This is a genomic window from Longimonas haloalkaliphila (genome assembly GCF_055379825.1).
Genome location: NZ_AP043948.1, coordinates 380472 through 403939 on the forward strand (window position 1 = coordinate 380472; position 23468 = coordinate 403939).

Annotated in this window: 16 protein-coding genes and 1 tRNA gene; 7 read left to right on the forward strand and 10 right to left on the reverse strand. The window is 57.3% G+C overall.

All coding sequences use genetic code 11. The features are described from left to right. The first annotated feature begins 8 nt into the window (after window positions 1–8). Window positions 9–1346, forward strand: a complete 1338-nt coding sequence (gene glnA / locus ACZ48V_RS01455; RefSeq protein ID WP_464540920.1) for a type I glutamate--ammonia ligase — start codon at window positions 9–11, stop codon at window positions 1344–1346. 387 nt (window positions 1347–1733) lie between these two features. On the opposite strand, the gene ACZ48V_RS01460 is transcribed toward glnA, so the two are convergent. The 4 genes from ACZ48V_RS01460 to ACZ48V_RS01475 all read right to left on the reverse strand — a co-directional run bounded on the left by ACZ48V_RS01460 (window position 1734) and on the right by ACZ48V_RS01475 (window position 4234). Beyond that, window positions 1734–1806, reverse strand: a tRNA-Ala gene (locus ACZ48V_RS01460). Window positions 1807–1956: 150 nt separating this feature from the next. Beyond that, window positions 1957–2946, reverse strand: coding sequence for a ribose-phosphate diphosphokinase (locus tag ACZ48V_RS01465; protein WP_464540922.1), 990 nt, complete (start codon window positions 2944–2946; stop codon window positions 1957–1959). A gap of 125 nt (window positions 2947–3071) precedes the next feature. Beyond that, window positions 3072–3407: a hypothetical protein gene (locus ACZ48V_RS01470; RefSeq protein WP_464540924.1), complete on the reverse strand. Its 336-nt coding sequence runs from the start codon at window positions 3405–3407 to the stop codon at window positions 3072–3074. 137 nt (window positions 3408–3544) lie between these two features. Then, window positions 3545–4234, reverse strand: a complete 690-nt coding sequence (locus tag ACZ48V_RS01475; RefSeq protein WP_464540926.1) for a metallophosphoesterase family protein — start codon at window positions 4232–4234, stop codon at window positions 3545–3547. Window positions 4235–4433: 199 nt separating this feature from the next. Between ACZ48V_RS01475 and ACZ48V_RS01480 the strand changes: the two genes are divergently transcribed. Further along, window positions 4434–5687: a D-alanine--D-alanine ligase family protein gene (locus ACZ48V_RS01480; protein ID WP_464540928.1), complete on the forward strand. Its 1254-nt coding sequence runs from the start codon at window positions 4434–4436 to the stop codon at window positions 5685–5687. Between the two features lie 3 nt (window positions 5688–5690). Here the strand turns inward: ACZ48V_RS01480 and ACZ48V_RS01485 are convergent, their stop codons facing one another. The 4 genes from ACZ48V_RS01485 to ACZ48V_RS01500 all read right to left on the reverse strand — a co-directional run bounded on the left by ACZ48V_RS01485 (window position 5691) and on the right by ACZ48V_RS01500 (window position 14715). Next, the gene (locus tag ACZ48V_RS01485) at window positions 5691–6182 is read right to left on the reverse strand and encodes a hypothetical protein (protein WP_464540930.1); all 492 of its coding nucleotides are present in this window, start codon (window positions 6180–6182) and stop codon (window positions 5691–5693) included. A 6-nt stretch (window positions 6183–6188) separates the two neighbouring features. Continuing rightward, the gene (xrtX, locus tag ACZ48V_RS01490) at window positions 6189–6752 is read right to left on the reverse strand and encodes an exosortase X (protein ID WP_464540932.1); all 564 of its coding nucleotides are present in this window, start codon (window positions 6750–6752) and stop codon (window positions 6189–6191) included. A 261-nt stretch (window positions 6753–7013) separates the two neighbouring features. Next, a complete protein-coding gene (locus ACZ48V_RS01495) occupies window positions 7014–7517 on the reverse strand; it encodes a hypothetical protein (protein ID WP_464540934.1) in 504 nt (167 codons plus the stop codon). 109 nt (window positions 7518–7626) lie between these two features. Then, window positions 7627–14715: a S8 family serine peptidase gene (locus ACZ48V_RS01500; protein ID WP_464540936.1), complete on the reverse strand. Its 7089-nt coding sequence runs from the start codon at window positions 14713–14715 to the stop codon at window positions 7627–7629. 614 nt (window positions 14716–15329) lie between these two features. On the opposite strand from ACZ48V_RS01500, the gene ACZ48V_RS01505 reads away from it, so the two are divergent. Continuing rightward, window positions 15330–16184, forward strand: coding sequence for an IS5 family transposase (locus tag ACZ48V_RS01505; RefSeq protein ID WP_464538143.1), 855 nt, complete (start codon window positions 15330–15332; stop codon window positions 16182–16184). A 229-nt stretch (window positions 16185–16413) separates the two neighbouring features. Here ACZ48V_RS01505 and ACZ48V_RS01510 read toward each other — a convergent pair whose 3' ends face one another. After that, window positions 16414–17610 carry an MFS transporter gene (locus ACZ48V_RS01510; RefSeq protein ID WP_464540938.1) on the reverse strand — a complete coding sequence of 399 codons (1197 nt, stop codon included), beginning with the start codon at window positions 17608–17610 and terminating at the stop codon, window positions 16414–16416. An 858-nt stretch (window positions 17611–18468) separates the two neighbouring features. On the opposite strand from ACZ48V_RS01510, the gene hmgA reads away from it, so the two are divergent. The 4 genes from hmgA to ACZ48V_RS01530 all read left to right on the forward strand — a co-directional run bounded on the left by hmgA (window position 18469) and on the right by ACZ48V_RS01530 (window position 22906). Beyond that, window positions 18469–19752 carry a hydroxymethylglutaryl-CoA reductase (NADPH) gene (gene hmgA, locus ACZ48V_RS01515; protein WP_464540940.1) on the forward strand — a complete coding sequence of 428 codons (1284 nt, stop codon included), beginning with the start codon at window positions 18469–18471 and terminating at the stop codon, window positions 19750–19752. Window positions 19753–19806: 54 nt separating this feature from the next. Next, window positions 19807–20892, forward strand: coding sequence for a mevalonate kinase family protein (locus tag ACZ48V_RS01520; RefSeq protein WP_464540942.1), 1086 nt, complete (start codon window positions 19807–19809; stop codon window positions 20890–20892). Then, the gene (mvaD, locus tag ACZ48V_RS01525; protein ID WP_464540944.1) at window positions 20885–21880 is read left to right on the forward strand and encodes a diphosphomevalonate decarboxylase; all 996 of its coding nucleotides are present in this window, start codon (window positions 20885–20887) and stop codon (window positions 21878–21880) included. Before ACZ48V_RS01520 ends, mvaD begins: the two co-directional genes overlap by 8 nt. Before the next feature lie 231 nt (window positions 21881–22111). Beyond that, the gene (locus ACZ48V_RS01530; RefSeq protein ID WP_464540946.1) at window positions 22112–22906 is read left to right on the forward strand and encodes an isopentenyl phosphate kinase; all 795 of its coding nucleotides are present in this window, start codon (window positions 22112–22114) and stop codon (window positions 22904–22906) included. 207 nt (window positions 22907–23113) lie between these two features. Here ACZ48V_RS01530 and ACZ48V_RS01535 read toward each other — a convergent pair whose 3' ends face one another. Next, window positions 23114–23416, reverse strand: a complete 303-nt coding sequence (locus ACZ48V_RS01535; protein ID WP_464540948.1) for a hypothetical protein — start codon at window positions 23414–23416, stop codon at window positions 23114–23116. Window positions 23417–23468: the final 52 nt, after the last annotated feature.

The window sequence follows — 23468 nt, forward strand, 5'->3', positions numbered from 1 at the left end:
CAAGCACGATGACCAAAGCAGACATCTTAACGCGTATTGAGGAGGAGAACGTTGACTTCCTGCGCTTGCAGTTCACGGACATTCTCGGCACGGTCAAGAACGTATCGATTCCGGCAGGCCAGGCGGAAAAAGCGTTCAGCGAAGGGATCTACTTTGACGGCTCCTCAATCGAGGGATTTGTGCGCATCCAAGAATCGGACATGCGCCTGGAGCCCGATCCCAGTACGTTTGCGTTGCTGCCCTGGCGCAGCCGACGCTCCGATGGTACGGTATCAGCACGGCTTATCTGCGACGTTATGAATACGTCTACGGGCGAGCCCTTTGCTGGAGACCCGCGGTTTGTGTTGCATCGCGCTATTGAGCGTGCCGGAGCCCACGGCTTCGAAATCAATGCAGGGCCCGAACCGGAGTTTTTCATCTTTGAGCAAGACGAGGAAGGGCGCGCTACAACAAAGACACACGACGCAGGCGGCTACTTTGACCTGGGTCCGAAAGACATGGCCCAGGAGATCCGTGCCGAAATCATCTACATGCTGCAAGAGATGGGCTTTGAGGTCGAAGCCAGCCACCACGAGGTGGCTCGCGGGCAGCATGAGATCGACTTTAAGTACGACGATGCACTGACCACTGCCGACAACATCGCGACGTTCCGCGCTGTAGTGCGTGCGGTAGCCGGACTGCATGGCACGCACGCTACGTTCATGCCGAAGCCCATTGCTGGCATCAACGGATCGGGGATGCACACGCACCTCTCGGTCTTCAAAGACGGCACGAACCTGTTCCATGACGACGATGATGAGTTCAACCTGAGCACGCAGGCCTACCAGTTCCTGGGCGGTATTCTGGAGCATGCCCCTGCTCTCACGGCCATCTGCAACCCAACCGTGAACTCGTATAAGCGCCTTGTGCCGGGCTACGAAGCGCCTATTTACATTGCATGGAGCGATGTAAACCGCTCAGCGCTGGTCCGCAAACCTGCTGCGCGCGTTCCTGCAGCTTCGCGCATCGAACTGCGTTCGCCCGATCCGTCGTGCAACCCTTACCTGGCGCTCGCCGTGATGATACATGCTGGACTCGACGGCATCGAACGGGAGCTGGAGGCCCCCGGACCCGTACGCGAAAACATCTATGACTTTACGGAGGCCGACCGCGTTGAGCGCGGTATTGAAACGCTGCCCAGCACGCTGGGGCAGGCTGTGAATGCACTGAAGGAAGACGATGTCATTCTTGAAGCGCTCGGCTCTCATGTAAGCGAGAAGTTTATCGAAGCAAAGACCGTAGAGTATACGGAGTACCTTGCTTCGGTATCAGGATGGGAGTTGGATCGGTATCTTGAAACGTTCTAACCATCCTTGTTCTGCCGCATAGCGGACAGATAGGATCACTCTCGTGCAGCCGAGTCCACTCTATGCGGACTCGGCTGTACGTGTTTTCTGGGTGTACTCCTAAAAAGGCCCGCTGCGAGATTCGTGATACAGGCTGTTCTCCGTACAACGGCACCGGACACGAATCTCCTACAGATAGAGGTTCGACTATGCTGCAGGCATCGGGCCTCACGTATCCCGTGATGCGCGTTGATGTAGCGGCCACGCACCGCTTTCCCTCCTGTATCTTGTCTATTGTGTGTTAGCCTGTGTTTTGGCTCTATGTTTTGGCTGTGTAGCAGCATGAGGCCTGCATGTCATATAAAAACCCCCGCTCGGGCACGAGGCTCGGGCGAGGGTCGGGGGCAGTGGAGCTAAGCGGATTCGAACCGCTGACCTCTGCAGTGCGATTGCAGCGCTCTACCAACTGAGCTATAGCCCCGTTATGTATGTCTATTTCCGCAAAACGAGGAGAGCGGGTGCCGGTTCCACTGTTATGCGGATGCGCTGTGATCTTTCGCTAAACAGAGGCAACTACCAGGCGCCGGTTTCCTCTTGCCGTGACCGGCTGTAATGACCCCGCGGCGAGACGCTATAGCGGCGAGGATCGAGCAAAGGCTTCTCTCGTCATGACCGCCGTAAGATCTCGCGCGCAGTGTGGCGCCACATCCACGGCATGCGTGCAGCTGTGAATCGGTGTGCCTGTCACTCGATCTGCGGGGATTGTGTTCGCGATAAATAGCCGCTCAAGACCGGCCGTGTGAAGCCGTGTGGGGGCGTTGTCTAACAGAAGTCCGTGCGTGACAGCGGCCCACACAGATTGTGCACCGGCATCGTAGCATGTTTGCACGGCCTGGGCCATGGTGCCGCCGGTGCTGATCATGTCATCAACAACAAGCACCGTGCGACCGGTTACGTCTCCCATAAAAGCGTTCTGGGTAACGGTATCAGGACGGATACGCTGCTTGTGCACAAGTGCCAGTTCTACGGGGCCACGCTGCGGGGTAGCGAGCGCCTGGGCCCATGCCTGGGCGCGCTTCCATGCGCCTGCATCTGGAGCACAGACGGCGACCTTTGCTTCTTCCGGTAGTTTGCGATCTGCCTGTTCGGCCATGACCGATACCGGGTTCATCGACCATGTCGGTCCGCTAAACGCGTTATGAAGTGCAGCGGGCGTGTGCGCATCAACGGTGAGCAGCGCGTCTAACCCCGCGTACGTGAGGTGCCGGGCAACTGCTTTGAGCCCAAGCAAATTTGTCGGGGCGGCTTTTGTGTCGCTGCGCGTGTATCCGAGATAAGGTACCAGCCCAATGCAGCGCGCTACCCCGGCTTCCTTGAGCTGGTGGAGCCCGAATACGAGCTGCATGATTTGGTCATGCACCGACTGGTCGTGGGTGGACACGAGCGACGTTACCAGTACGACCGTTTGGGGCAGGGGGGCGGGCCACTGCACATCGATCTCGCCGTCCGGAAAACGCGTGACATCAGCCTGTATGCAGGGCCAGTCGCGGGTTGTAGCTACCTGACGTGCAAACGGGAGATCGGTTGGGAAGGCAGCGCATCCGACACGGGGGGTGGGCATAGCAGCCGGAATGGAAGTCGATACGTAGGAAGACGGACTACAGTGAACGATACACATCGAGCCGGGCAAGTGCAACGCCTGGCCTGGAGATCAGCACGGCACCTGCACACGGAGTCTGTAGTCTGTTACACCGTTCGGTCTTCTGCACATTGTGGACAGTCGAGCCACTCCTCTGCCGGGATCGACGTAAGCGCCTGCGGACTGGCTCCCCGTTCAAACACCGGGCGCAGTAGGATATCGCCTTCGTCGTAGGTTGTGCCGCACGTATGGCACGCGGCCTCATGGTCGAGCTGGGTCGGCGTATACCCGGAGATCACCCATCCGTCGTGGCCGGTGTGGGTGGCCAGGCTCTCAAGAGCGGCCCGCACCGTACGCGACTTATTCCCGCCATAGTACGTTGCAGCCAGCTCGTTTAGCAGCGTAACGGCTTCTTCGTCGAGCGTAAAATTAAGTCGTTTCATAGCTTGATTATGTACACACAGTAGGGATACGTAGTGTGTACTGTCGATGCGAGAAAAAGATCAGTAATGGGATTGCGCGCCCTGCTCACCGGGCTGTTTACGAATGCGGGCGCGTGCGGTCTTTGCTCTTCAAAGACCTATTGTCCCTGGTGGATTCGCTTCGCCAGCCGTTCGGGCAGTCCTGCTTCCTTGATTCGTTCGGCGGCTCCTTCGACATCGTAGGCAAATCGAAGGCAGCGATGGTAGGGCTTTTCGGTATCGAACAGCACAATGCTTCCCTTGGGCGTATGGTCGCGCGGCTGCCCTACGCTTCCTACGTTGATCAGGTACCGGTGGCCCGCCCGCACCTCAAACACCCCGAGTGTGTTTGCAATAACCGCCGGAACGTGCGTATGCCCGGTGAAGCAGAACGGGGTGTCAAAATGGTCGAACTGCGCACGGATATCCCGGTAGGCGGAGAGGCGTTTCCATGCGCTTGGCGCATCAGGGGAGGCATGCACCAATGTACAGTCACCGACAACCTCAAGCAGAGGCAGCTCTTTCAAAAACGAAAGCTGCTCCTCTGTTAGCAGAGACCGTTGGTACGAGGCTGCTGCCTGTGCGTTAGGGGGCAGGGTTTCGACCCCTTCGCCTGTTGCAACGGCACGATCATGATTGCCTTGTACGACGATGTCGCAGTGTTTGCGTACGAGATCAATACAAGGGCCCGGGTCGGCATTATACCCCACGATGTCTCCCAAGCAGTATATCGCGTCGATCTCAGCCTGCTCCGCAACGCGAAGCGCTGCCTGAAGCGCTTGCAGGTTCGCATGAATGTCGGAGAGCACAGCCAGCCGCACGGTGTCATGTTTTATGGGATGCAGAACGAGAACAGTGCAACATAGGAAATGCTGTTGTTGTGTACAACTGGATCCAGAACAATTGGATTGTACTTGACGTGCGACCCACCTGATACATACCGGGCTGACCTGTACGTCGACTTCTCGCATCCACCAATACGCCCCCACCTAATAGCTACGTTCTGCCGTGAGCACTTCCACATGTACCGTCGGTGTTGTACTGGGCGGGGTTGCCCCCGAGCATGAGGTATCGATCATATCGGCTCTTCAGGCTGCAGCGGCTCTCGATCGCAGTCGCTATCACCCTATCCCGCTCTATATCGCGAAAGATGGAACCTGGTATACCGGAGACGCGCTGCTCGACGTAGAAACCTATCGCGACCTGGACAGGTTGCGCGCCCAAGCCACTCCCGTAGCCCTGCATCCTAACCGCCATGGCACCCTGCGCATCGTAGAGGTACCTGCCGAGTCGCGCTGGGAGCGCATGCGGCATACGCCACTGCGTGCAACAATCGACGTTATGCTCCTTGGCCTGCACGGGGGCCCCGGCGAGGATGGAAGCATTCAGGGCCTGTGCGAGGCGATGGGGGTGCCGTACACCGGGAGCGGTGTGGTCGGATCAGCAATTGGAATAGACAAGGTGCTCTCAAAAGAGCTCTGTCGTCTACATGACATCCCGGTTGTTGACTTCGTGGCGCTCCGCGAAAGTGAATGGGCCCACCACGAAGACGAGCAGCTTGACCGGTGCATGGATACGCTGGGGCTCCCGCTCATCGTGAAGCCCGCACGCTGCGGCTCTTCAATTGGTATTGATCGCGCTGACACACGGACGGAGCTTGACGCCGCTATTGAGGACGCATTCCGATACGACAGTAAGGTAATTGTAGAGGAGGCTGTAACGGCGCTACGTGAGATCAACTGTTCGGTGCTTGGCACACCAGCTGAAGCCGAAGCGAGCGTGCTGGAGGAGCCCGTTCCGTCAGCTGAAGAGGACGTGCTCTCCTTCCAGGACAAGTACATGCGTGAAGACGATGCCGGCTCGTCAGGCACGAAGGCACGGGGCCCTGAAGGGATGGCGTCGCTCGACCGGATCATACCTGCGGAGTTAGATAGCGGGCGGACTGCTGCTATACAGGAGCAGGCGGTGCGCATTTTCCAGTTATTTGAATGTGCCGGGGTGGCCCGTATCGACTTTATGATGGATCGCAACACGGGTGCCGTGTACTTCAACGAGATCAACACCATTCCGGGATCGTTCTCGTTTTATCTGTGGGAGCCGAGTGGCGTGCCGTTTGACAGGCTCATGCATCGCATGATACAGGCTGCACAGCAGCGGTTTACCGAAGCGTCGGGCCGCATCCGGACCTACGACGTGAACCTGCTTTCGGAGCGTAGCCTGTCGGGGTTCAAAGGAAGTAAGTCAAATGGAGGTCGGTCGTAATCGCTATTTTCTGCTGCTACGGCGACGCTCCCACACCCACAGCGCAACGGGAACGCCGATGCTGTAAAGGTCAACGCCATATGTCTGCATGAACCCGGCTACCGCCTCGGCTCCCGGCCACATCATAAGGGCCCCACTCCATAAGGCAACGATCAGAAAAAACAGCGCGCAGTGTCCGACCCAGAAGAGAAACCAGTAGGGCTTTCGGGGAAAGGCTGCGACAAGGAAGAGGGCTGGCAGTAGAAATGGGACACCGGCAGGGGCTGGGAGCCCGCGTTCCTGTCCGCTCGGCAGCGTTAGACGTGCCGGTCCGGCGCTCGCCTGCACATCGCTTTCGCGCTCGGCACTCCATTGGAGCACGGGAACAGCCACTTGGTTCAGCACGACCGTTCGTGCAGGACGCCAGGCAGTCCAATACCCGACAAAGAGCAGCACGATCAGCAAGCTCCGCACAGCAACAGCCTGCGCGGCTCCGACGAAAGAAGGACGGTCCATAAGAACCTACGACGAGAGCGCGGGGGCTTGGGCAGAAGGGGTAGAGGTGTCTTGCTGCTCAGGGGTCGATGCGTTATCCTCATTCAGATGAGCCCAGGCCATCCACAGCCCAAATACCACGACGTAGAAGAAGGTTGTCATCCCGAATGAGTGCATGGGGTCGAACGCTGCAGGCCAGTAGAGTTGCAGCCCAAGCATAACGATGACACGGAAAACATTAGCCATGTAGATCGCCAGGATACCTGCTGGGATGAACCAGGCACGGTGCTTCCATGAGCCCGGAAACGCGATCACAAAGCCAATGAAGAGCCCGATCGTAGTGAGTCCGTTGCAACCGTTGATAATTTTCACACCGGGCACGCCGGCCATCAGCACCGAACGGTAGTCGGCAACGGCCTCGTATCCAATCCCGCTTATGATTGCAGCACTTACGTGTGCCACATTGACCGAGAGCCACTCATCCAGGCGCCCATCAGGAAGCAGGTAGAGATCGTATACGACGTACCATATCCCATAGATGGCAAGTCCTTTGAATAGAAATTGGAGGACGGAACGGTAACGCTTCCACATGCCTGGCGACGGGAATGCTATTGGTATATAACACAGGTGGTATCCTGACCGGGCAAATTACGTTCCTTAAAACGTGCTGCGAGTGCCTGGGGCAGGTGCTATTACCAGATACAAAAATCTCCTCGCACACCTACACCGCTTAAACAAAACATGGCCTTCTGCCTCCGGTCGGAAGCAGAAGGCCATGTCTTATGCAGCGTCTAAAAAATCTTAGCGGGCTGCGTGACGTCGGATAACTTGCCATGGAACAGCGCGCTGTGCTTAGTCACCAGGCGTTCCGGGAGGCGCTGCAAATGGAGTAACGGCAGCTTCTTCGGAGGGGCCGCTTTCTGCGCTTGCTCCTGCAACGGCTGTAACACGGTAGTAGTACGTTGTGCCATTTGATACGCCGTTGTCGGTAAAGGACGGGCCCGAAACACGGTCAGATAGCGGTGAGTCGGGCAAGGCGTCGAGCGGGCTTGTGCCTCGATATACGAAATACGCTTCTGCCCCTTCAACGGCGTCCCAGCTCAAAGCGACCTGAGCGTTGCGCGAGTCAGCCGTAAGAGCCGATGGAGCAGCAGGTGCATCCACCTCTGGCACTGGAATCGGTTCGGGGTTGGGATTGCCGTCTACAGGGGAATCTGAGCATCCAGTGCTGCCAATAAGCAGGAACAGCAGAAGCAGTCCGGTGATCAGGCTACCCCGCATGGCTGCCTGCGTTGGAGACGCCTTCAGGCTATGTTCAGAAGCAATAAAAGGGTTCATATCGGGTTTACTGTTCATGACGATAGGCGTTGAGTCGGTGCGATGAGAAACGGATGATACGGTATATATTGCGTGCCTACCGCCCCCGTTGGGTCGTCTTCCAACAGGGGCGAGGCAGCAACGTGTGCTATCGCACAACCGTGATTTTCTGCGTCAGGGTCTGGCCTCCAACACGCAGGCGTCCGAAGTACACGCCGCTGGCTAAGCCATTGGCATTGAACTGCACCTCATGCACGCCGGCTTCTTGCTGACCTTCAGCAAGCGTTGCTACGCGTCGACCAAGTATGTCGTACACCTCAAGGCGTACATCTTCAGCTTCCTTGAGCGTGTAGCGTACAGTGGCTTGATCTTGCACAGGATTGGGATAGGCCAGCATCGTAACTTCAACAGGCAGCACCTGTGCTACCTCACCGTCTACGTAGGCTTGCGTACCGATTGCTACCTGAAGCGTGGTCATATCGCCTGTGGGCTCTATCGTGACCGTCTGCTCCAGACTGAGGTCGTATGTCGTACCTGCTTCGGGATGCAGCAGGGCTGCCGCTTGTCCGTTCAGCGCGTCAAGATCGCTTATATGCAGCGTCACCGCCTCATCAAGCTGAGTGCGCAGGTCAAGGTCGAACGTTTCTCCGTCGCCCATAAGCATGCGTTGTTCACGCATCAGGGATGCATCATCCGAGTTGATGCGAAGACTTACCACTTCAAGGCTACTGGGCGGCCCGACAAGCGGTGAAGCAACAGCATTGGCTTCAGTCACGCCCACACGCACGGCAGAGAACACGTCGGGGTACCCTGACAGATGGGCCGCGATACGCAGAAGCGGATCAGTAGCTGGACCCTCCTGTGCTGCTGTAGCGGCTGGAGGTACGGGCAGATCTTCAGCCGGCTGCAAGACCAATTCGTCCAGGCCGGCGTCGTTCAGGAAGTAGTACGCTTCTCCGCCAAGGGCAGAAGCGAAGGTGCTATCCGGCTCGCCGAATGCCCCATTGTATGCCCAGAACGGTTGTAGATTCGTTCCATTGAGCCCTTCGATGTCATCGACCAGGTCAAGGTCAACGCTCATGGGGTTTGAGATGATATTCCACCCCTCTTCGAGCGGAATAGCAACGCGGCGATCGGGGCGATCAAGCTCTACAGCTGCATGCTCTCCTGCGTACTGCCACGCCTGCTGTCCGGTAAGCCAGAAGCCGCGTCCTGCCTCAAAGTTGAAGGTCTCTGATCCATCGAACTGGACCAGTGAGCCGTCGCCCTCGTCCCGGAAGGCCTGCCAGTCCAGGCCTGCCTCGCCTGCGACAACGTCATTCATTGGCAAGCTTATAACGCCTGGCAAGGCAACGAGGCGATAGTTGGTTGCATCGGCAGCCTGACCGCCGAAGTCACGCTCTACGTTTACAGCGAGCTGACCGACTGTAGCCAGGAACGTAGCCCGGGCTTCTCCATCTGAGTTTGCTGCTGTAATAGAGACCGTCGACGCACCGGCGCTGAGCGGCGTAACCGTGAGCAGGTTTGTCTCGCTCAGCGTGGCCTCTACCACACGCGCGTCCGCAACCTCCACCTCGACGGTGAGCTCTTCCTCATCCGCGAGCGGATTATCGAAGACGTCAGCCACATCTATTTCAAACGGCGCACTGCCTCCGAGCGTAAATTGCTGGTCGGCCGGTGCATTCGCAATCGTCGGACCGTTCTCGCCAACCACTGAGAGCACTGCAGGTACGAATCCAAATGAAGTACGCGGGGCATTGGTTGAGAGGCCAATCTCATCCTCGTACACGAATGGACCCAGTCCTTCAGAGTCGAATGTGACCTGAACCGTTTCACTTTCCCCTTGCAACAGTGATCCAAAAGCCGGCTCAACAGCAGTGATGAAGCTGGGCGGTGCAATCTCAACGGCAAGATTGTTTTCAATGTACTCGGTATTGAAAGCAATCTGCACTCCGTCGGTCCCGTCCGGGCTTTCAATGCCAACCGTTCCGAAACCAGCCAGGGCAAACACGCCCATGTCAAGATACTGGAAGCGAATTGCTCCGTTACGCTGCAGAAAAATCTGGAACGTGTAAGTGCCGAGGCCGAAGAAATCAGGCACGTCCGTGTACTGTACGACGAAGCGGTCGTTTTCGCTGTCGTGATACGTGTGGACGGTGCCTCCCGCACTCGGATTGAGGTCATCCCAGTACGGCGCTACAATTCCATTGGGAGGCGCTGGGTTGGGGATTTCCTGGTTGATGAAGTAGTTTCCTGCAGGCCCATCGAAGAACAAGAACCCGTTGTTATCGACACGTACGCTCTCTTTCAGTTCGCCGTAGAAGACGAACTCGAATGGGAGATCAACCTCGACAGATGGTGCTGGACCGAAGTCATCGCTCAGTTGGATCTCATCGCCGAGCTCCGTGATGTCAAACCACTGAAAGGCGGGTCCGCCGGGCTCATTGCTGTCAATCCAGAGGTAGCCAAATTCGTCGGGCCCTCCTGCACCAAGCAAGACCGGATGTCCTTCGCCTGCATGGGGGTCTTCTTGTCCTTTCTCGAAGTCGCGGTTCGGTGCAATACTCGACGTATTGTTACGCTGCACCCCTGGCCGGTTCAGCAGCTCCTGGGCCGCAAAGGCCGGGAAGCTGTACTCCAGCGTACTGCCGGGCATACCGTTGTTCGCAAGCGTGAGAGGAACGTTGACCTGCTCGTTGGGCTGCTGCGTGCTTGATACAACCTCCGGGCTCAGTTCAAGCTGCGGTGTCTCAAGCGCTTCGCCTTCAAGAGCAAGCGTTGCCGGGCTATCCAGGTCGTTACTCTCTATGGTCAGCGAGCCGGTGCGCGAGCCGATTGCTGTCGGCGCAAACTGCACCGTGACTTCCACCGTTTCGCCATCACGAACGACGAAGGGGATCGACGTTGTAAGAACCTCAAAGTCTGCGCTGTCGGAGGTAATGGCCTCGACGAAGAGCGGATTCGCGCTTTCGGTTCCGTTCTCGTCGTCCTCATCGTTGCTCCCTTCTCCTTCGTTACCGACTTCAAACGTCAGTGTACGCGCACTTCCCAGTACGACATCGTCAAAGGCGAGCGGGTCGGGCGTCAGCGTAATCGAAGGGGGCCCGGCATCAACCAGCAGGCTAACCGGGATCTCAAAGGGCGAGTTTAGCGGGTCATTATTGAGGATGCGTATGTTGCCGCCATACTCTCCGGCCGGCACGTTTTCGCCACTGAACGTGATGATCAGCTCTTGCTCTTCGCCAGGAGCCACATTTCCATCAGAAGGCGTTACCGTAACAGCCTCAGGAGGCAGTGGCGTAACTTGCCCCGCTACGCCATCGGCCCGTAAGAGCCAGTTGCCAGGTATTCCGAAGCTATCAATAACTCCGGGTCCCAACTCATTATCAGACAGATCTTCCACGTTCACGTCGCCCCCTGCAACAATCCACGACGCTCCCTGGGATGGGCTGCTTTCGTCAAGTGGGGCAGGGAATTGTCCGTCTTCGTAATCGCGATACACTACCCCTACAAAGAATGAGCCTTCAACCGTTGTCGGCTCGAACGAGACTACCTGAAACTGGTCTGTATCCGGGTTCTCACTGGTCGCCTCGACGCGCTGCAGTAAGACCGCGTCGCTGGGGTCTCCGTTGTTTGTTGGATCGTCATAGAGTAAGAACTCGACGGTTACTCCCTCTGGAAGACTTTCTTCAGCTCCAGTCGACCCAAACACGGAGGCAATCTCTGTAATCTCGGTGATGCCATTTACAACCTGGAAGGCGTTCAGCCAGGCGATATCGCCCCCACCAGCCCCGACTGCGTTCTCTGTTGAGCCATCATCGAGCTGGTAGACAAAATCGCTGGCTTGCGTGGGAGCGGGAAACGCCGAGGCATCACCTGTATGGCTCCCAATCGGGCGCTCTACCTGAACGGATTCGCCGGCCAATGCAGCACGCTCTCCTTTAAAAGGAAACGCCACTTCAGACGGGCTAACCCCGGATGTTCCCGTACCAATTTCGACCTGGAAGTCGAGGTCTCCGGCTCCTACGTTGCTGATGCGCAATGTATCTTCAACGGTAGACCCAATTGGAACGGTGACATCGAACGATTCAGGATCAGCAGCAATCTCGGGGGCCGGCAATCCTTCACCGACAACCGCAATCTCGATAACAGACTGGTTCGCCGCGTTGCTTTCAATAGCAATCGTTCCAACCCGAACGCCCGTCGTGGTTGGCGAGAACGCGACAGCAATGGTTGCACTCTCTCCGAAGCCCAGTGAGTCGACACTTGTCGACAGCGGCGCAAAGTCCTCAGAATCGGACGTTACATTATCCACGACAAGCGGCTCGCCCCCTTCGTTCAATACGGTAAATGACAGCGAGGACGACGCACCAACGATCTGCGGTTCGTATTCGAGCAGTCGAGGAGCAACTACAATCTGTGGCGGGCCACCGTCTACTGTAATATCGTAGGGAACGTCGAGCGGACTATTTTCCGGGTCGTTGTTCACAAAACGAATTACGCCCTCATACTGCCCGGGCGGGATCTCTTCTGCGTTGATCGTAACTGTTACGTCTTCGCTCTCGCCGGATCCTACCAGCCCCTCACTTGGACTGAACGCCACAATGTTGTCTGTTCCGTCAGCACGCAGTAGCCAGTTTCCTGGGAGCCCGACGTCGATTAGATTAGCGGGTGGAATCTCGTTTGCGGTAAGGTTTTCAGCGTCAAAGGTGTTCGGCGTAACGTTACCCACGACCCAAGATGCTCCTTGCGGATTCGCCTCGTCGATAGGGGCCGGGAAGTCCTCGGCTCCGCCTTCGTAGAGCGCTGCAATGAAGAAGACGCCGCTCACTGACGTTGGCGTGATAGCTTCTACTGTAAGTTCGTCGGTATGCGGCAGTTGTGTTTCGGTATCGACCCGTGCAAGCAGCACAGCGTCGCTGGGGTCTCCATTGTTTGTAGGGTCGTCGTAGATCAGGAATTCGGCCGGACGGCCTTCGGAGACGCCTTCGCCTTCACTAACTCCCCATGCTGACGCGATCGACGTGATCGTCTCAGCTCCTTCAAGGACCTGGAAGGCATTCATCCACATGATGTCCCCTCCGCTTTCAATGCCAATTGAATTCTCGCTCGTTCCTTTATCGAGCTGGTAAACAAAGTCGCTGGCCAAAAACGGCACCGGAGATCTTGTGCCCAGAGACGCGCCCTGGTTGAGACGCGCAACTTCGGCGCGTGCGACTGGGGATACGGCCGGACGGCTGTCAGAGGGCGCTGCTACCATTCTTGGGGCAACGTCTCCGCCATCTATAGCAGCAAATACGCTGTACTCAAGCACGCCCTCGCCGTCGTTGCTCACTGTAAGGGTGCGTTCTTCTGTCGTGCCGCGGTCAACAACCGCTTCTACATTGTCGGGCGTAACGCCGATCACCGGTCCAGGGCCCGTAGTTGCGCTCGGGGAGTTGGACAGATCTGAGGCGCTCCCCAGCACGTCAATTGCTTTGATCGAAAAGTACACCTCCGCATCAAACGGAAGCCCCTCTGCCGAGAATGTCTCTACAGTCCCTGCTTCTTGTGGCGTGGGGAGATTCTGGACTGGAGTGGCGGCGGCAAAATCGTCTTCTGTTTCAATGGGGCCATCGGTGCTAAACCGGAGATCATATGAGGCCGCTGTGCCCTCACTCCCCGCGTCGCCCGTTGCCGTCCACTGCAAATCGACGACCGCTCCGGGTATCGTGTTGGATTGATCGAGGATAACAAGGTCGGTGATCGCCGCCGGTGGTGTATCATCGGCAGTGAGTGCCCGGAACGCGTTGACGCGCGGTCCGATGGGCTGGGTGGCATTGGTTGCATCGGCCGTGCCGACCAGGCGCGTGCGCACCTGCTGTGCGGTTTGGCCGGGGAACTCAGACGCGATCAGGGCGGCAACGCCTGCAACATGCGGCGCGGCCATGGACGTACCTGCCCAGACGTCTCCTCCGTATCCGGTTCCAAGGCTCGTATGAGTCGTGCTGATGACAGGATGCGAGAAGGCTTCGCCACTGGGTCCTGCAATCTCAATCCAGTCACCGAAATTTGAAAACGACGACTTTCCGTCGTTATGGTCGGTCGCTGATACAGCCATAGCCGGCGGATAGAAGCCTGGGTACCAATCGGCTGAACTATTGGAGTTACCAGCTGCAACAACTACAAGCCCTCCGCTCATCGGCGCTCCAGGTCCACCAGCTTCAGCGATAAAATAGTCGATGGCGTCGAGCACGGCCTGTTCAAAGACACCCGGTGTTGTATATCCCCAGCTGTTGTTTGATATGACAGCGCCATTATCAGCCCCGTAGACGAGTGCTTCAGCAAACCCGCTCACGCTGCTACCAAACGTAAGTCCTGTCATGATGCGGACACCGCTTCCGGGATTCCCATCGCCGCCTGCGACGCTGGCAACGCCTTCGCCATTGTTGTTAGTAGCTGCGATGGTGCCCGAAACGTGAAGGCCGTGCGAGTTGCTCTCGGACGCCGGATTTACAATTTCCGGGTTCGATGTATTATCAGCAAAGTTGTAACCATATATATCGTCGACATACCCGTTACCACACGTGTCAGCGCCATCTTCCTGTTCACAGGGATTGATCCATAGATTATTTTGTATATCCGGATGATTAAGCTCTATTCCGGAGTCAATTACCTGAACGATGACATCGGAGCTTCCCGTTTGCACGGCATGGGCTGCAGGCAAGCTAATATCGGCCCCGGGCGTGCCTCCTGTCTGCCCTGTATTATTGAAGTGCCACTGGTCGCCGTATAGTGGGTCGTCGGGTACAAACTCATCATTTTGCGTTTCTGGAGGCGCAACGAGGCGCTCGCCGAGGGCCTGTGCGCGATCTGCTGTCTCTACCAAAGAAGCCGTTCGCTCTTTGCGGAGCGAAAACTCGGAAAGCTCAACGTTTGCATCACTATGGTACGATCGAACGGCAGACCGAATATCCGTTCCTTCGCGGAAATAGACCCGGTACCATCGGTCGAGCCCCCAGCTGGCGTGGCGCGCTGCGTGTCGGGGATCAGTGCGGAAGATACGCTCGATTCGCTGGGCCCCGTAGGCTGCATTCAGCTGGTCGATCGACGCAACGCCCATCTGCACAACACCATCAGCCTGAGAGAGCGCAACCTGCGGCTTGGCCGCCTCATCCACTTTGATATGAATGACTCCCTCGTTCAGCGCGCTTTCAGGCGCGTTGTGATTGAGCTCTTGCCCATGTGCACTTGCCACCAAAAACAAGCACGCTATCGCCAACAGGATAGCACGGTTGGCACTACTCGCAAATAGAGAATGCGTATGTCGGACCGCCGACAGGAAACGTCTTCTGACTGGTACAGCCGGGAGAGAAGAGGTATTGTTCCAATAACCCATAGTAGTATTGTTATTGCTGGGAAGGTGCTTTGCGGAGCAGATACCTATTGTGGCATTCGCCGCAGCTAACGCACGGCGACAGGCAACACACTTAGAGCCTGTTTTTGGGGGTAGTTTGCAGGCGAGAGCGAGCAGCAATGCGGCGAAAATTGGACCTCGACAGAGGTTGGTAGCCGGGGCTACGAGCCAATATCGGGGGCAATTTGCAGCCTATTGAAGCCGCTCGCAGCCCAAATTAAGAGATCAAACAGGCTCTTAACCTTATTGCACAGTAGGCAGCAAGCCTTTTAGCGGTGATCAGGTTAAGACAACAACGTCTTGACCACATTGCCTTGACTCAAACCGGACGCAATCAACTCAGGTAAATTTTACCGTCAAGGCAATATGTACCCCGATCAAGGCATCACGGCATGAGCTGCACGAACAGGATACCATTCGCACTACTCAAAACGGTATACGCTTAAGAACCTGTTTTGATTTCACACGTCGCGAGTGAAAACGAACGGGAGTCCGCCTCGTTTTCGGTGGTGAACAGACGTTTCACCGAAAGCGACACCGAAGCTATGCGCAAAGACTATAGCTCCGATTTGACGGACTCCCAATGGCACAACATTAAAGCGGTTCTCAATACCTCGCGCCACCGCCAACATGACCTGCGCCGCGACATTCTGGATGCGATTTTCTACGTGGTCAAAACGGGATGTCAGTGGCGAATGTTGCCTGGTGGATTTGCGCCGTGGCAGACGGTGTACTACTACTTCCGAACGTGGAAACAGCGCGGCGTAATCGCACGTCTGCTCAGCATAGCCCGGCGAGGCGCACGGCGAGAAGCCGGGCGCGAACCCGAGCCCAGCGTGGTAATTATTGACTGCCAATCGGTTTCGATCACCCGCTCAGGCGGTCTGTGCGGCTTTGACGGCAATAAAAAAGTCAAAGGGCGCAAACGGCACATACTCACGGACACGCAGGGCTGGACGTGGGCCGTCGGCATTCACGCCGCCAATGAGCACGAAAGCCAGCACGCCTTCAAGCTCATTGAACGGGCTGAACAGCGAAGCGAACGTCTTGAAGCGGTCTTCGCTGACAAGGCCTACCGCGGCGATCTCGAAGACGACCTTGAGGAAGCGCTTGGGCTTCGGCTTGAGATCACCGAATCCGACTCCGAAGAGCCGGGCTTCTCCGTCGAGCCGAAGCGCTGGATTGTCGAACGAACACTCGGCTGGTTGGGGGGCTGGCGGCGACTTGCGAAGGAGTACGAGCGCCTGGCCGAGACGAGTGCCGCCATGGTCCGGCTCGCGTCGCTACGATTGGCCCTCAGCCGCCTCTAACGGCATATCAAAACAGATTCTAAAAGGATGAGATCACAATAATATAAAGCATGCATGAATGGCAACCCTGCTGGCCAACAACGAAGTAAAGAAAATGTGAATGGTAAGATATTGGCTCAATTAGTGATGAGGCACCTCTGATACCAGATTAATTTCCATTATTCGATTTTGTGCAGGGTCAAAAGCTGAGCCCTCTTTTTTAGTCATGCGTGTCTTCAGACATGCGCGATCATTCAGGAAATGCACGCACACCGATACTTGGTACGTACCTGAGTGCCAGTATCATAACGACCGACATCCCGGCAAGTAGCACCGCCAACAACAGGAAGGCAGCCCCCCACCCAAAGAAGTCGGCAATCATGCCGGTCGCCACGCTCCCCGTAGCCCCCAGCACCATGTAGCTTGTCCGGATAAGTCCAAAACCGGCACCACGCTCTTCTGCACTTAGGTGGTCCATAAACTTGGGCAACAGAGCCGCGCCCCAACTCATGGCAACACCGGCCATCATTGTAGCCATCGTGAGCAATATTGCACTGCTTGCCCACACGAAAAGCGCGTAGCTTACAACACCGACAAGGGTAGCCAGAATTGCTGCAGGGTAACGACCGATCCAATCGGATAGGCGTCCGATACCGGGTTGTCCGATGCCTTGCACCACGAAGTAAATTGAGAAGAGGATGCCGGCCTGGGGTTCAGAGTAGCTGTGATACTCAACAAGAAACGTAGGGAGGAACGAAGCGGTTGCCTGCCAAACGAACGCCCCGACCAGTGCAAGCAATCCAGTAAGCAGGATCGGGGGGCGCGCCAATAGCTTAAAGATCGGACCGATCTTAAGCCGGTCAGTAATAGCCGTATCAGGGCGCGCCGGCGGAGTAGGACGCACCAATGCATAGAAGAAAATAGCTGTAGGCACGGCAACGAATGCACCAAAGGCGACCGCGTATCGCCATCCCAGAACAGCTCCGATGCTACCTACCGCTATAGGGGTTACAATGCCTGCCAGCGGAGCCCCTGCCGAGTGGATTCCGATCGCCATCCCGGTTTTCCGAAATGTACGTGTTAGGAGCGACGTGGCAACGCTGTAGTGCAATCCTGCCATAATCCCGAGTGCGATCGCCCCGAGAAAGAAAAGTGCGTATCCCGGAGACAGTGCAAGAAGCGCACTCGTCACGGCCGTCCCAACGATCGCAATTATGATCACAGCCCGTTCCCCAATTCGGTCTCCCAATAACCCACTCGGAAATTGCGAGAGTGCATAGGCTAACCACATGCCGGTGAGTGCTGCCCCGATTGCACCGTTTGAGACCCCGAACTCGGAACTGATCGTGGGTACCACCGGACTAATTGCGAGGCGCGCTGCCATCGTGGCAAAGAAAGCAAGCGTACACGCTGCTAAGACCGCGTTGTTATAGGACCACAGACGCACGGATATTGCTGTAGTGAACATGTAAACGATAGAACCGGCCACCTGCGGCGTTACCGAATAGCGCGGGTGCCCATACAAACATCCTGAGGTACGAGGCGCGTCGCGTGGCGGTCCGTACCAAACACACCCTGATCTACCTGTCACCCGCTATTTGCCAGTGCTTTGCATGCGGAGGCATGCGGCGGCATGCGGCTCAGTCGAACGTCCGGGTGGAAGTCCGCGCCGCTACCCATTTGCACCTTGACTGTCGCACTCCTATCGTTATGAGCCCACCATACGCATACATGCGTGCTCGTTACTGCCTTCGAGAAAGCACGCTTCTGCAAAAGTGTAGCAATAGCTTCCCATTACCCCCTTCTACTCTGTGTGGATATGCCATGTACGTGCGTTATGCTATTACAATACGAAACCTACCAACCGGTAGCATAGCACACATGCGCTTTTGCGCCCCCCTTTTGAACCTCTTCAGAGATGTCTGCGATGCTGAGTAGCCATGCTCCTCAAGGTTTACACGCCAAACAAGGTATAACAAGGGTGTTACGCGACCGCCTTCTAAAATCACGCGCCCTCCTGAACAATGCACTTACCATGTACCTATGAGCAATGCTTGTACAGTAATGCTTCTGTAGTACGGTACATTATCTTTCTGCTGCCTGCCTGTATGCTTCCTCTGCGTTCTCCTGGTAATCGCATCTGTCGGCCGCTACTTAATCCCCACTCGCTTTTGTGTACGATCCACTGATTATTGACGGTATGTAAACATCTCTGATGAATAGACGTGGTAATGAGAGTCCTTTGAATCCAAATACCTGTAGGGCAATGGATAGCGGTAGCCCCACCAACGGCACAGCTTCTTCTGTGCGTACTCCTCTGGAAAAGCCTGCTGATGTACAGCGCGATGAACTCGTTCAGGCGCTGGCAACAGGTGAGCTTTCACTTCACAAGCTTCCCAAAACCCTCTCTGCACGCGAGGCGGCCTCCATTCGACGTGAAGCGCTGGAGCAGGCTGCTGGGACAACGACGAGCGGGCTTGCCCACTACTCGTTTGACGCGGAAGCCGTATCAAACAGCAATTGCGAGAACTTGATCGGCGTTGCCCAGGTGCCCATGGGTGCGGTGGGTCCCGTTCCGGTACGTGGCGATTACATTGACGACGACCGCTATGTGCCGCTGGCAACTACAGAAGGCGCTCTCATCGCCAGCGTTAACCGGGGCTGTGCAACGCTGCGCGCCGCTGGGGGTGCCGTCGTACGTGTCGAAGACGTAGGCATGACACGTGCCCCGGTCTTTCGCACGTCAGGCATCCGCGAGTCGAAGTCGTTCGTCGCCTGGGTTGAAGAGAATGAAGAAGAGATCCGTACTCAGATAGAGGCGACAAGCCGCTATCTGAAGATGAAAGACATTCGTCCGTTCATGATGGGCTCTACCGTCTTTCTGCGGTTCCGCTTTGCGACCGGCGATGCCATGGGCATGAATATGGCCACCCTGGCATGCAACCGCGTTATCCAAGACCTGATCGTCCCGGAAACCGGAGTGTCGTTCGTGTCGCTCTCGGGCAACTACTGTGTGGATAAGAAGCCTTCTGCCGTGAACGTGCAGGAGGGGCGCGGAAAGCGAATCTTTGCGGAGGTAGAACTCGACAAAGAGGTGCTGGAACGCTACCTCAAGACCAATGCCGACGACCTCGTTGAGGTGCAGTATCGCAAAAACATGCTGGGCTCCACTGCTGCGGGCTCTATGGGCATGAACGCTCACTACGCCAACATGGTGGCTGCGTTTTTCGTTGCTACCGGACAAGACATCGCCCAGGTTGTGGAAGGGGCTCTCGGTACAACCTGCATAGAAGCGCGTGGCGATGGAGGCGTCTATATCTCTATATTCATGCCGGATGTGCCCCTTGGCGCCATAGGTGGCGGTACCACCCTGCAGACGCAGTCTGATGCCCTCTCGCTCATGGGGGTGTCGCTCAACCCCGACCAGCCAGGAGCAGCGGCTATGCAGGTAGCTGAGTTGCTCGGCGCAACGGTCCTTGCTGGCGAGCTCTCTCTGATGGGAGCGCTCAGCTCGCACCACCTGGCCAGTGCCCATAACGAACTGGGGCGGCCCACGCCGCCCTCCAACGGTCATGCCGACACTGCGTAACCGTATCCTGCCGCGCATCCGCTCTCGCTCACGTCTTCTTTCCTGGCCGCGCTCATGCACGCAACCACCGTACGCGCTCCTGCAAAGCTAATCTTGATGGGAGAGCACGCGGTCGTGTACCAGCGGCCCGCCCTTGTCGCCTCGCTGGGCCTGTGGATGCATGCAACGGTACGCCCCCGTCCCAAGAGCGGGGTGGAACTGCGCATCTCGGGGTGGGGACACAGCGAGGTGACCTCGTGGTCCGCCATCCAGGCCTATACCGATGCGGTACGAGCCCGCTGGGAGGAGTACGCTGCAAACCCAACAGCTGAAACGTTTGCCCGCCTGCGAAGCAACGAGCCCACCCATCTGATCAAGATCGCTCTGGGCGAGGCCGCTCGGCGCGCCCACACGGCTCCGCATCCGCTTACGCTCACGGTTAAATCAGACCAGCCGATTGGGGCCGGGTTCGGAAGCTCTGCAGCGCTTGGTATCGCCATCGCACAGGCTTTCCTGAAAGCTCATGATGTGTCGTTGAGCCCCGATGCCCTCTTCGATGTGGCACTGAACATTGAACGGCGCCAGCACGGCACCCCCTCAGGCGTAGACCCGGCCACCATTCTGCGAGGAGGACTGCTTTGGGCCGAATCCGAAGAAGGGACGCTCACGTGGCATCCGGTGGCTGCCCGAGCCCCTGTGCTCTCTGACATGCGCGTCTTCCACACAGGCTCGCCCAACGAGTCGACCGGTACGGTCGTCGACGCGGTGCGGGCACAGCGCGCAAACGACCCGGCCGCGTTCGAAGCCTTGCTCAACCGCATGGAGACCGCAACGCGGACGCTGCGAGATATGCTCTCAGCTTCGGAGGTTGCACCCGCCGATCTTGTTGATACGATTCGCGAGAGCGAGGCCTGTCTCGAAGCGATAGGGGTCGTGCCTCCTGCCGTGCGCACGCACATCCGTGCCATCGAAGCCCGGGGCGGCGCAGCCAAAATATCGGGGGCCGGCGCGCTCACCGATCCCAGTGCCGGGTCGCTCATCGCGTATCACCCCGATCCCGAAACCGACATCTGGAACGACCTGTCCAGCTTTTCTGAATTCGACGTGCCCCTCTGTGTATCGGGCGCACATTCCATCGATCCCTTACATGTGCATGGCTAAAGCAACCGTTGAAGCCCCCTCTAACATTGCCTTCGTGAAATACTGGGGGGTAAAAGACATTGATCAGGCTATTCCCCAGGCGCCGTCCCTGTCGATGACCCTGCAGAAGTGCGCCTCGCGGACTACTGTAGAGTTCACCAAGGGCGCTACAGAGCCTGATACTGTTCTCAAAGCGAGTCCCGATGGTACGCTCGCGCCCGCCAGCACCGCTTTTGCCGATCCCGTTCGCGCACAGCTCGATCGGATTCGTACCTGGTCCGGGCGCTCTGGCACCTTTAGAGTCGCCACGCAAAACAGCTTTCCGGCAGCAGCCGGACTCGGGTCGTCGGCTTCGGGGTTTGCTGCGCTTACACTGGCTACGCTGCGCGCTCTCGATGCAAATCCCAGCGGAGAAGAACGTTCGGTGCTCGCCCGCCGAAGCGGGTCCGGATCGGCAGCACGGTCGGTGTTTGGGGGATACGTAACGTGGCCTCACGGCGACAACCATGCCGCTGAACAGATTGAGCCGCACACCCACTGGGACCTGCGCGACGTCATTGCCGTCGTCGAAACTACCCCCAAGAAGGTTCCTTCTCGTGAAGGGCATCAGCGCGCCCCCAGTAGTCCCTTTTACGAGCAGCGCCTGTTGCACCTCGACGACCGAATGGAAGCAGGTCGCGAAAGCATTGCAGCCCGCGACTTTGACCGGCTCGGTCCTATCATTGAAACAGAGGGGATCGAGTTGCACCTTATCACGATGTCATCTACCCCCCCAATCTACTACTGGTCGCCCGGAACCATAGCCGTGCTCGAAGTCGTGCGTGATATGCGTGCTGACGGACTCTCAGCGTACGCGACGATGGACGCCGGGGCGAACGTGCACGTCATCTGCCCCGCAGACGATGAACCCCAGGTAGCAGCACGCCTCGACGCGCTCGACGCTGTACATCTTGTCATCCGAGATGGTATTGGCCCCGGCCCCACCAGCGATGTCGAACCGCTCTTTTAAGATACGTCTTGTTGGACTCTACCTGATGCTCATCAGGAGAGCATGCCATCTGCACCTCAGAGACGGATGGTTTCTACGTGAAGCACCGCGTTCGCTGTGGTACGTTCGCTGTAGTCAACGCGCCGCTGCGTCGCCGTACGAGCCGTTCGTCGCGCGCTACGCTCTTTGAAGGATGCACACCAGCCGCGACCTGCTCCAGTACCACCCTTCTGATCGCATATTTAACTGCTTATGCCGTCTGTCACCTTTGTCAAGTGGGGAGGAAGCCTCATCACCGAAAAGACGGGACGCTATGCGGTGCGCACCAGTGTACTCACGCGGCTTGCTCGCGAGTTAGTGCAGCACTGGCCTGCGTGGCGCGGACGGCTTGTGCTCGGACACGGTAGCGGTTCGTTTGGGCATGTGGCCGCTCACGAGGCAGGACTCGACTCGGAGGGGCCTCATCCTGCGCCTGAAGAAGCGCTCAGTCGCATCCAGCATGCAGTATCAGATTTGCACCGCCACGTTGTGTTGGCCCTCCGCGAGGCCGGGCTCCCGGCATTCACGTTTGCCCCGTCGAGTGCCTATGTATCAGAGAAGGGCACCCCAAACTCGTTTAATGCAGCCCCTGTTGCCCGGGCGCTCTCTATGGGAGCCCTGCCTGTCACATACGGCGACATTACACTCGATACGCACAAGGATATAGCCATCTGCTCGACTGAAACTGTTTTTCGGAGCCTCATTTCGGCGCTTCGTGAGCACGAGCACACCACCAACCGCGTGCTCTGGTGCGGGAATACCCACGGCGTGTATGATGCACAGGGCAACACGATTAGCACGCTGTCTTGCGAGAGGGCCCGTACCATGGCTCGTTCAATGCGTGCCCCTGACGGGACCGACGTAACCGGCGGCATGGCTCACCGCCTGCGCACTGCGTGTACGCTCGCCGATGACGGCATCGAATCGCTCCTCCTGAATGGACTGGAGCCCGGTGAATTAAGCGCGGCGCTGACTGGTGGGCCATTTCAGGGCACTCGCATGCTCTGACAAGCATGTGTCTACCAGCACGTAACGTACAGCCCGCTCAGTCGGCAGTGCACGTTCACTTTGCTACTCTTCCTGCAGGACCTACAGGTCCACAAAGAAAACGGCAGATGCCCCCGCAACGTAGCGGAGCACATCTGCCGTTTTTGCTGTCGTTGTAAGAAACGATTGCAGGCGAACCCATGAGGGATAACAGAACGCCTCATATGCCTACTGGAACAGTCCAGGAATCGCAGTCGATGCAGCCGGTCCTCGTTCAACCGAGGGTACCGTAATCTCTGCAGGCGTTCCTGCTTGCATCGACTCGTCTTCTATATCTGGCGCAGTGATGCCCGCATAGAGGCTAAGTGCCATTATTGTGATCACAACGACCGATCCAACGAGGCGAAATAGATTGTATCCCCTCTCACGGGATACCCGTCGAGCCGTGCGCTTGTGCAAGCGTCCGGCCAACTCTCCTGAAGTTAGTGCAATACGATCCAGGTTTCGCGCTGGAGGACGGGCGAGCGGCATGTAGCTGCTCATGAAGTTGCCAACGAGAAACTTTTTATCGTGTGGTTTTGGT

Coding starts and splice junctions, on each gene's coding strand:
- xrtX (WP_464540932.1), bottom strand. CDS start 6,752: ATGTGGAAGCGTTACCGTTCCGTCCTCCAATTTCTATTCAAAGGACTT.
- ACZ48V_RS01520 (WP_464540942.1), top strand. CDS start 19,807: ATGCACGCAACCACCGTACGCGCTCCTGCAAAGCTAATCTTGATGGGA.
- ACZ48V_RS01485 (WP_464540930.1), bottom strand. CDS start 6,182: ATGGACCGTCCTTCTTTCGTCGGAGCCGCGCAGGCTGTTGCTGTGCGG.
- mvaD (WP_464540944.1), top strand. CDS start 20,885: ATGGCTAAAGCAACCGTTGAAGCCCCCTCTAACATTGCCTTCGTGAAA.
- glnA (WP_464540920.1), top strand. CDS start 9: ATGACCAAAGCAGACATCTTAACGCGTATTGAGGAGGAGAACGTTGAC.
- ACZ48V_RS01470 (WP_464540924.1), bottom strand. CDS start 3,407: ATGAAACGACTTAATTTTACGCTCGACGAAGAAGCCGTTACGCTGCTA.
- ACZ48V_RS01495 (WP_464540934.1), bottom strand. CDS start 7,517: ATGAACAGTAAACCCGATATGAACCCTTTTATTGCTTCTGAACATAGC.
- ACZ48V_RS01535 (WP_464540948.1), bottom strand. CDS start 23,416: ATGCCGCTCGCCCGTCCTCCAGCGCGAAACCTGGATCGTATTGCACTA.
- ACZ48V_RS01465 (WP_464540922.1), bottom strand. CDS start 2,946: ATGCCCACCCCCCGTGTCGGATGCGCTGCCTTCCCAACCGATCTCCCG.
- ACZ48V_RS01530 (WP_464540946.1), top strand. CDS start 22,112: ATGCCGTCTGTCACCTTTGTCAAGTGGGGAGGAAGCCTCATCACCGAA.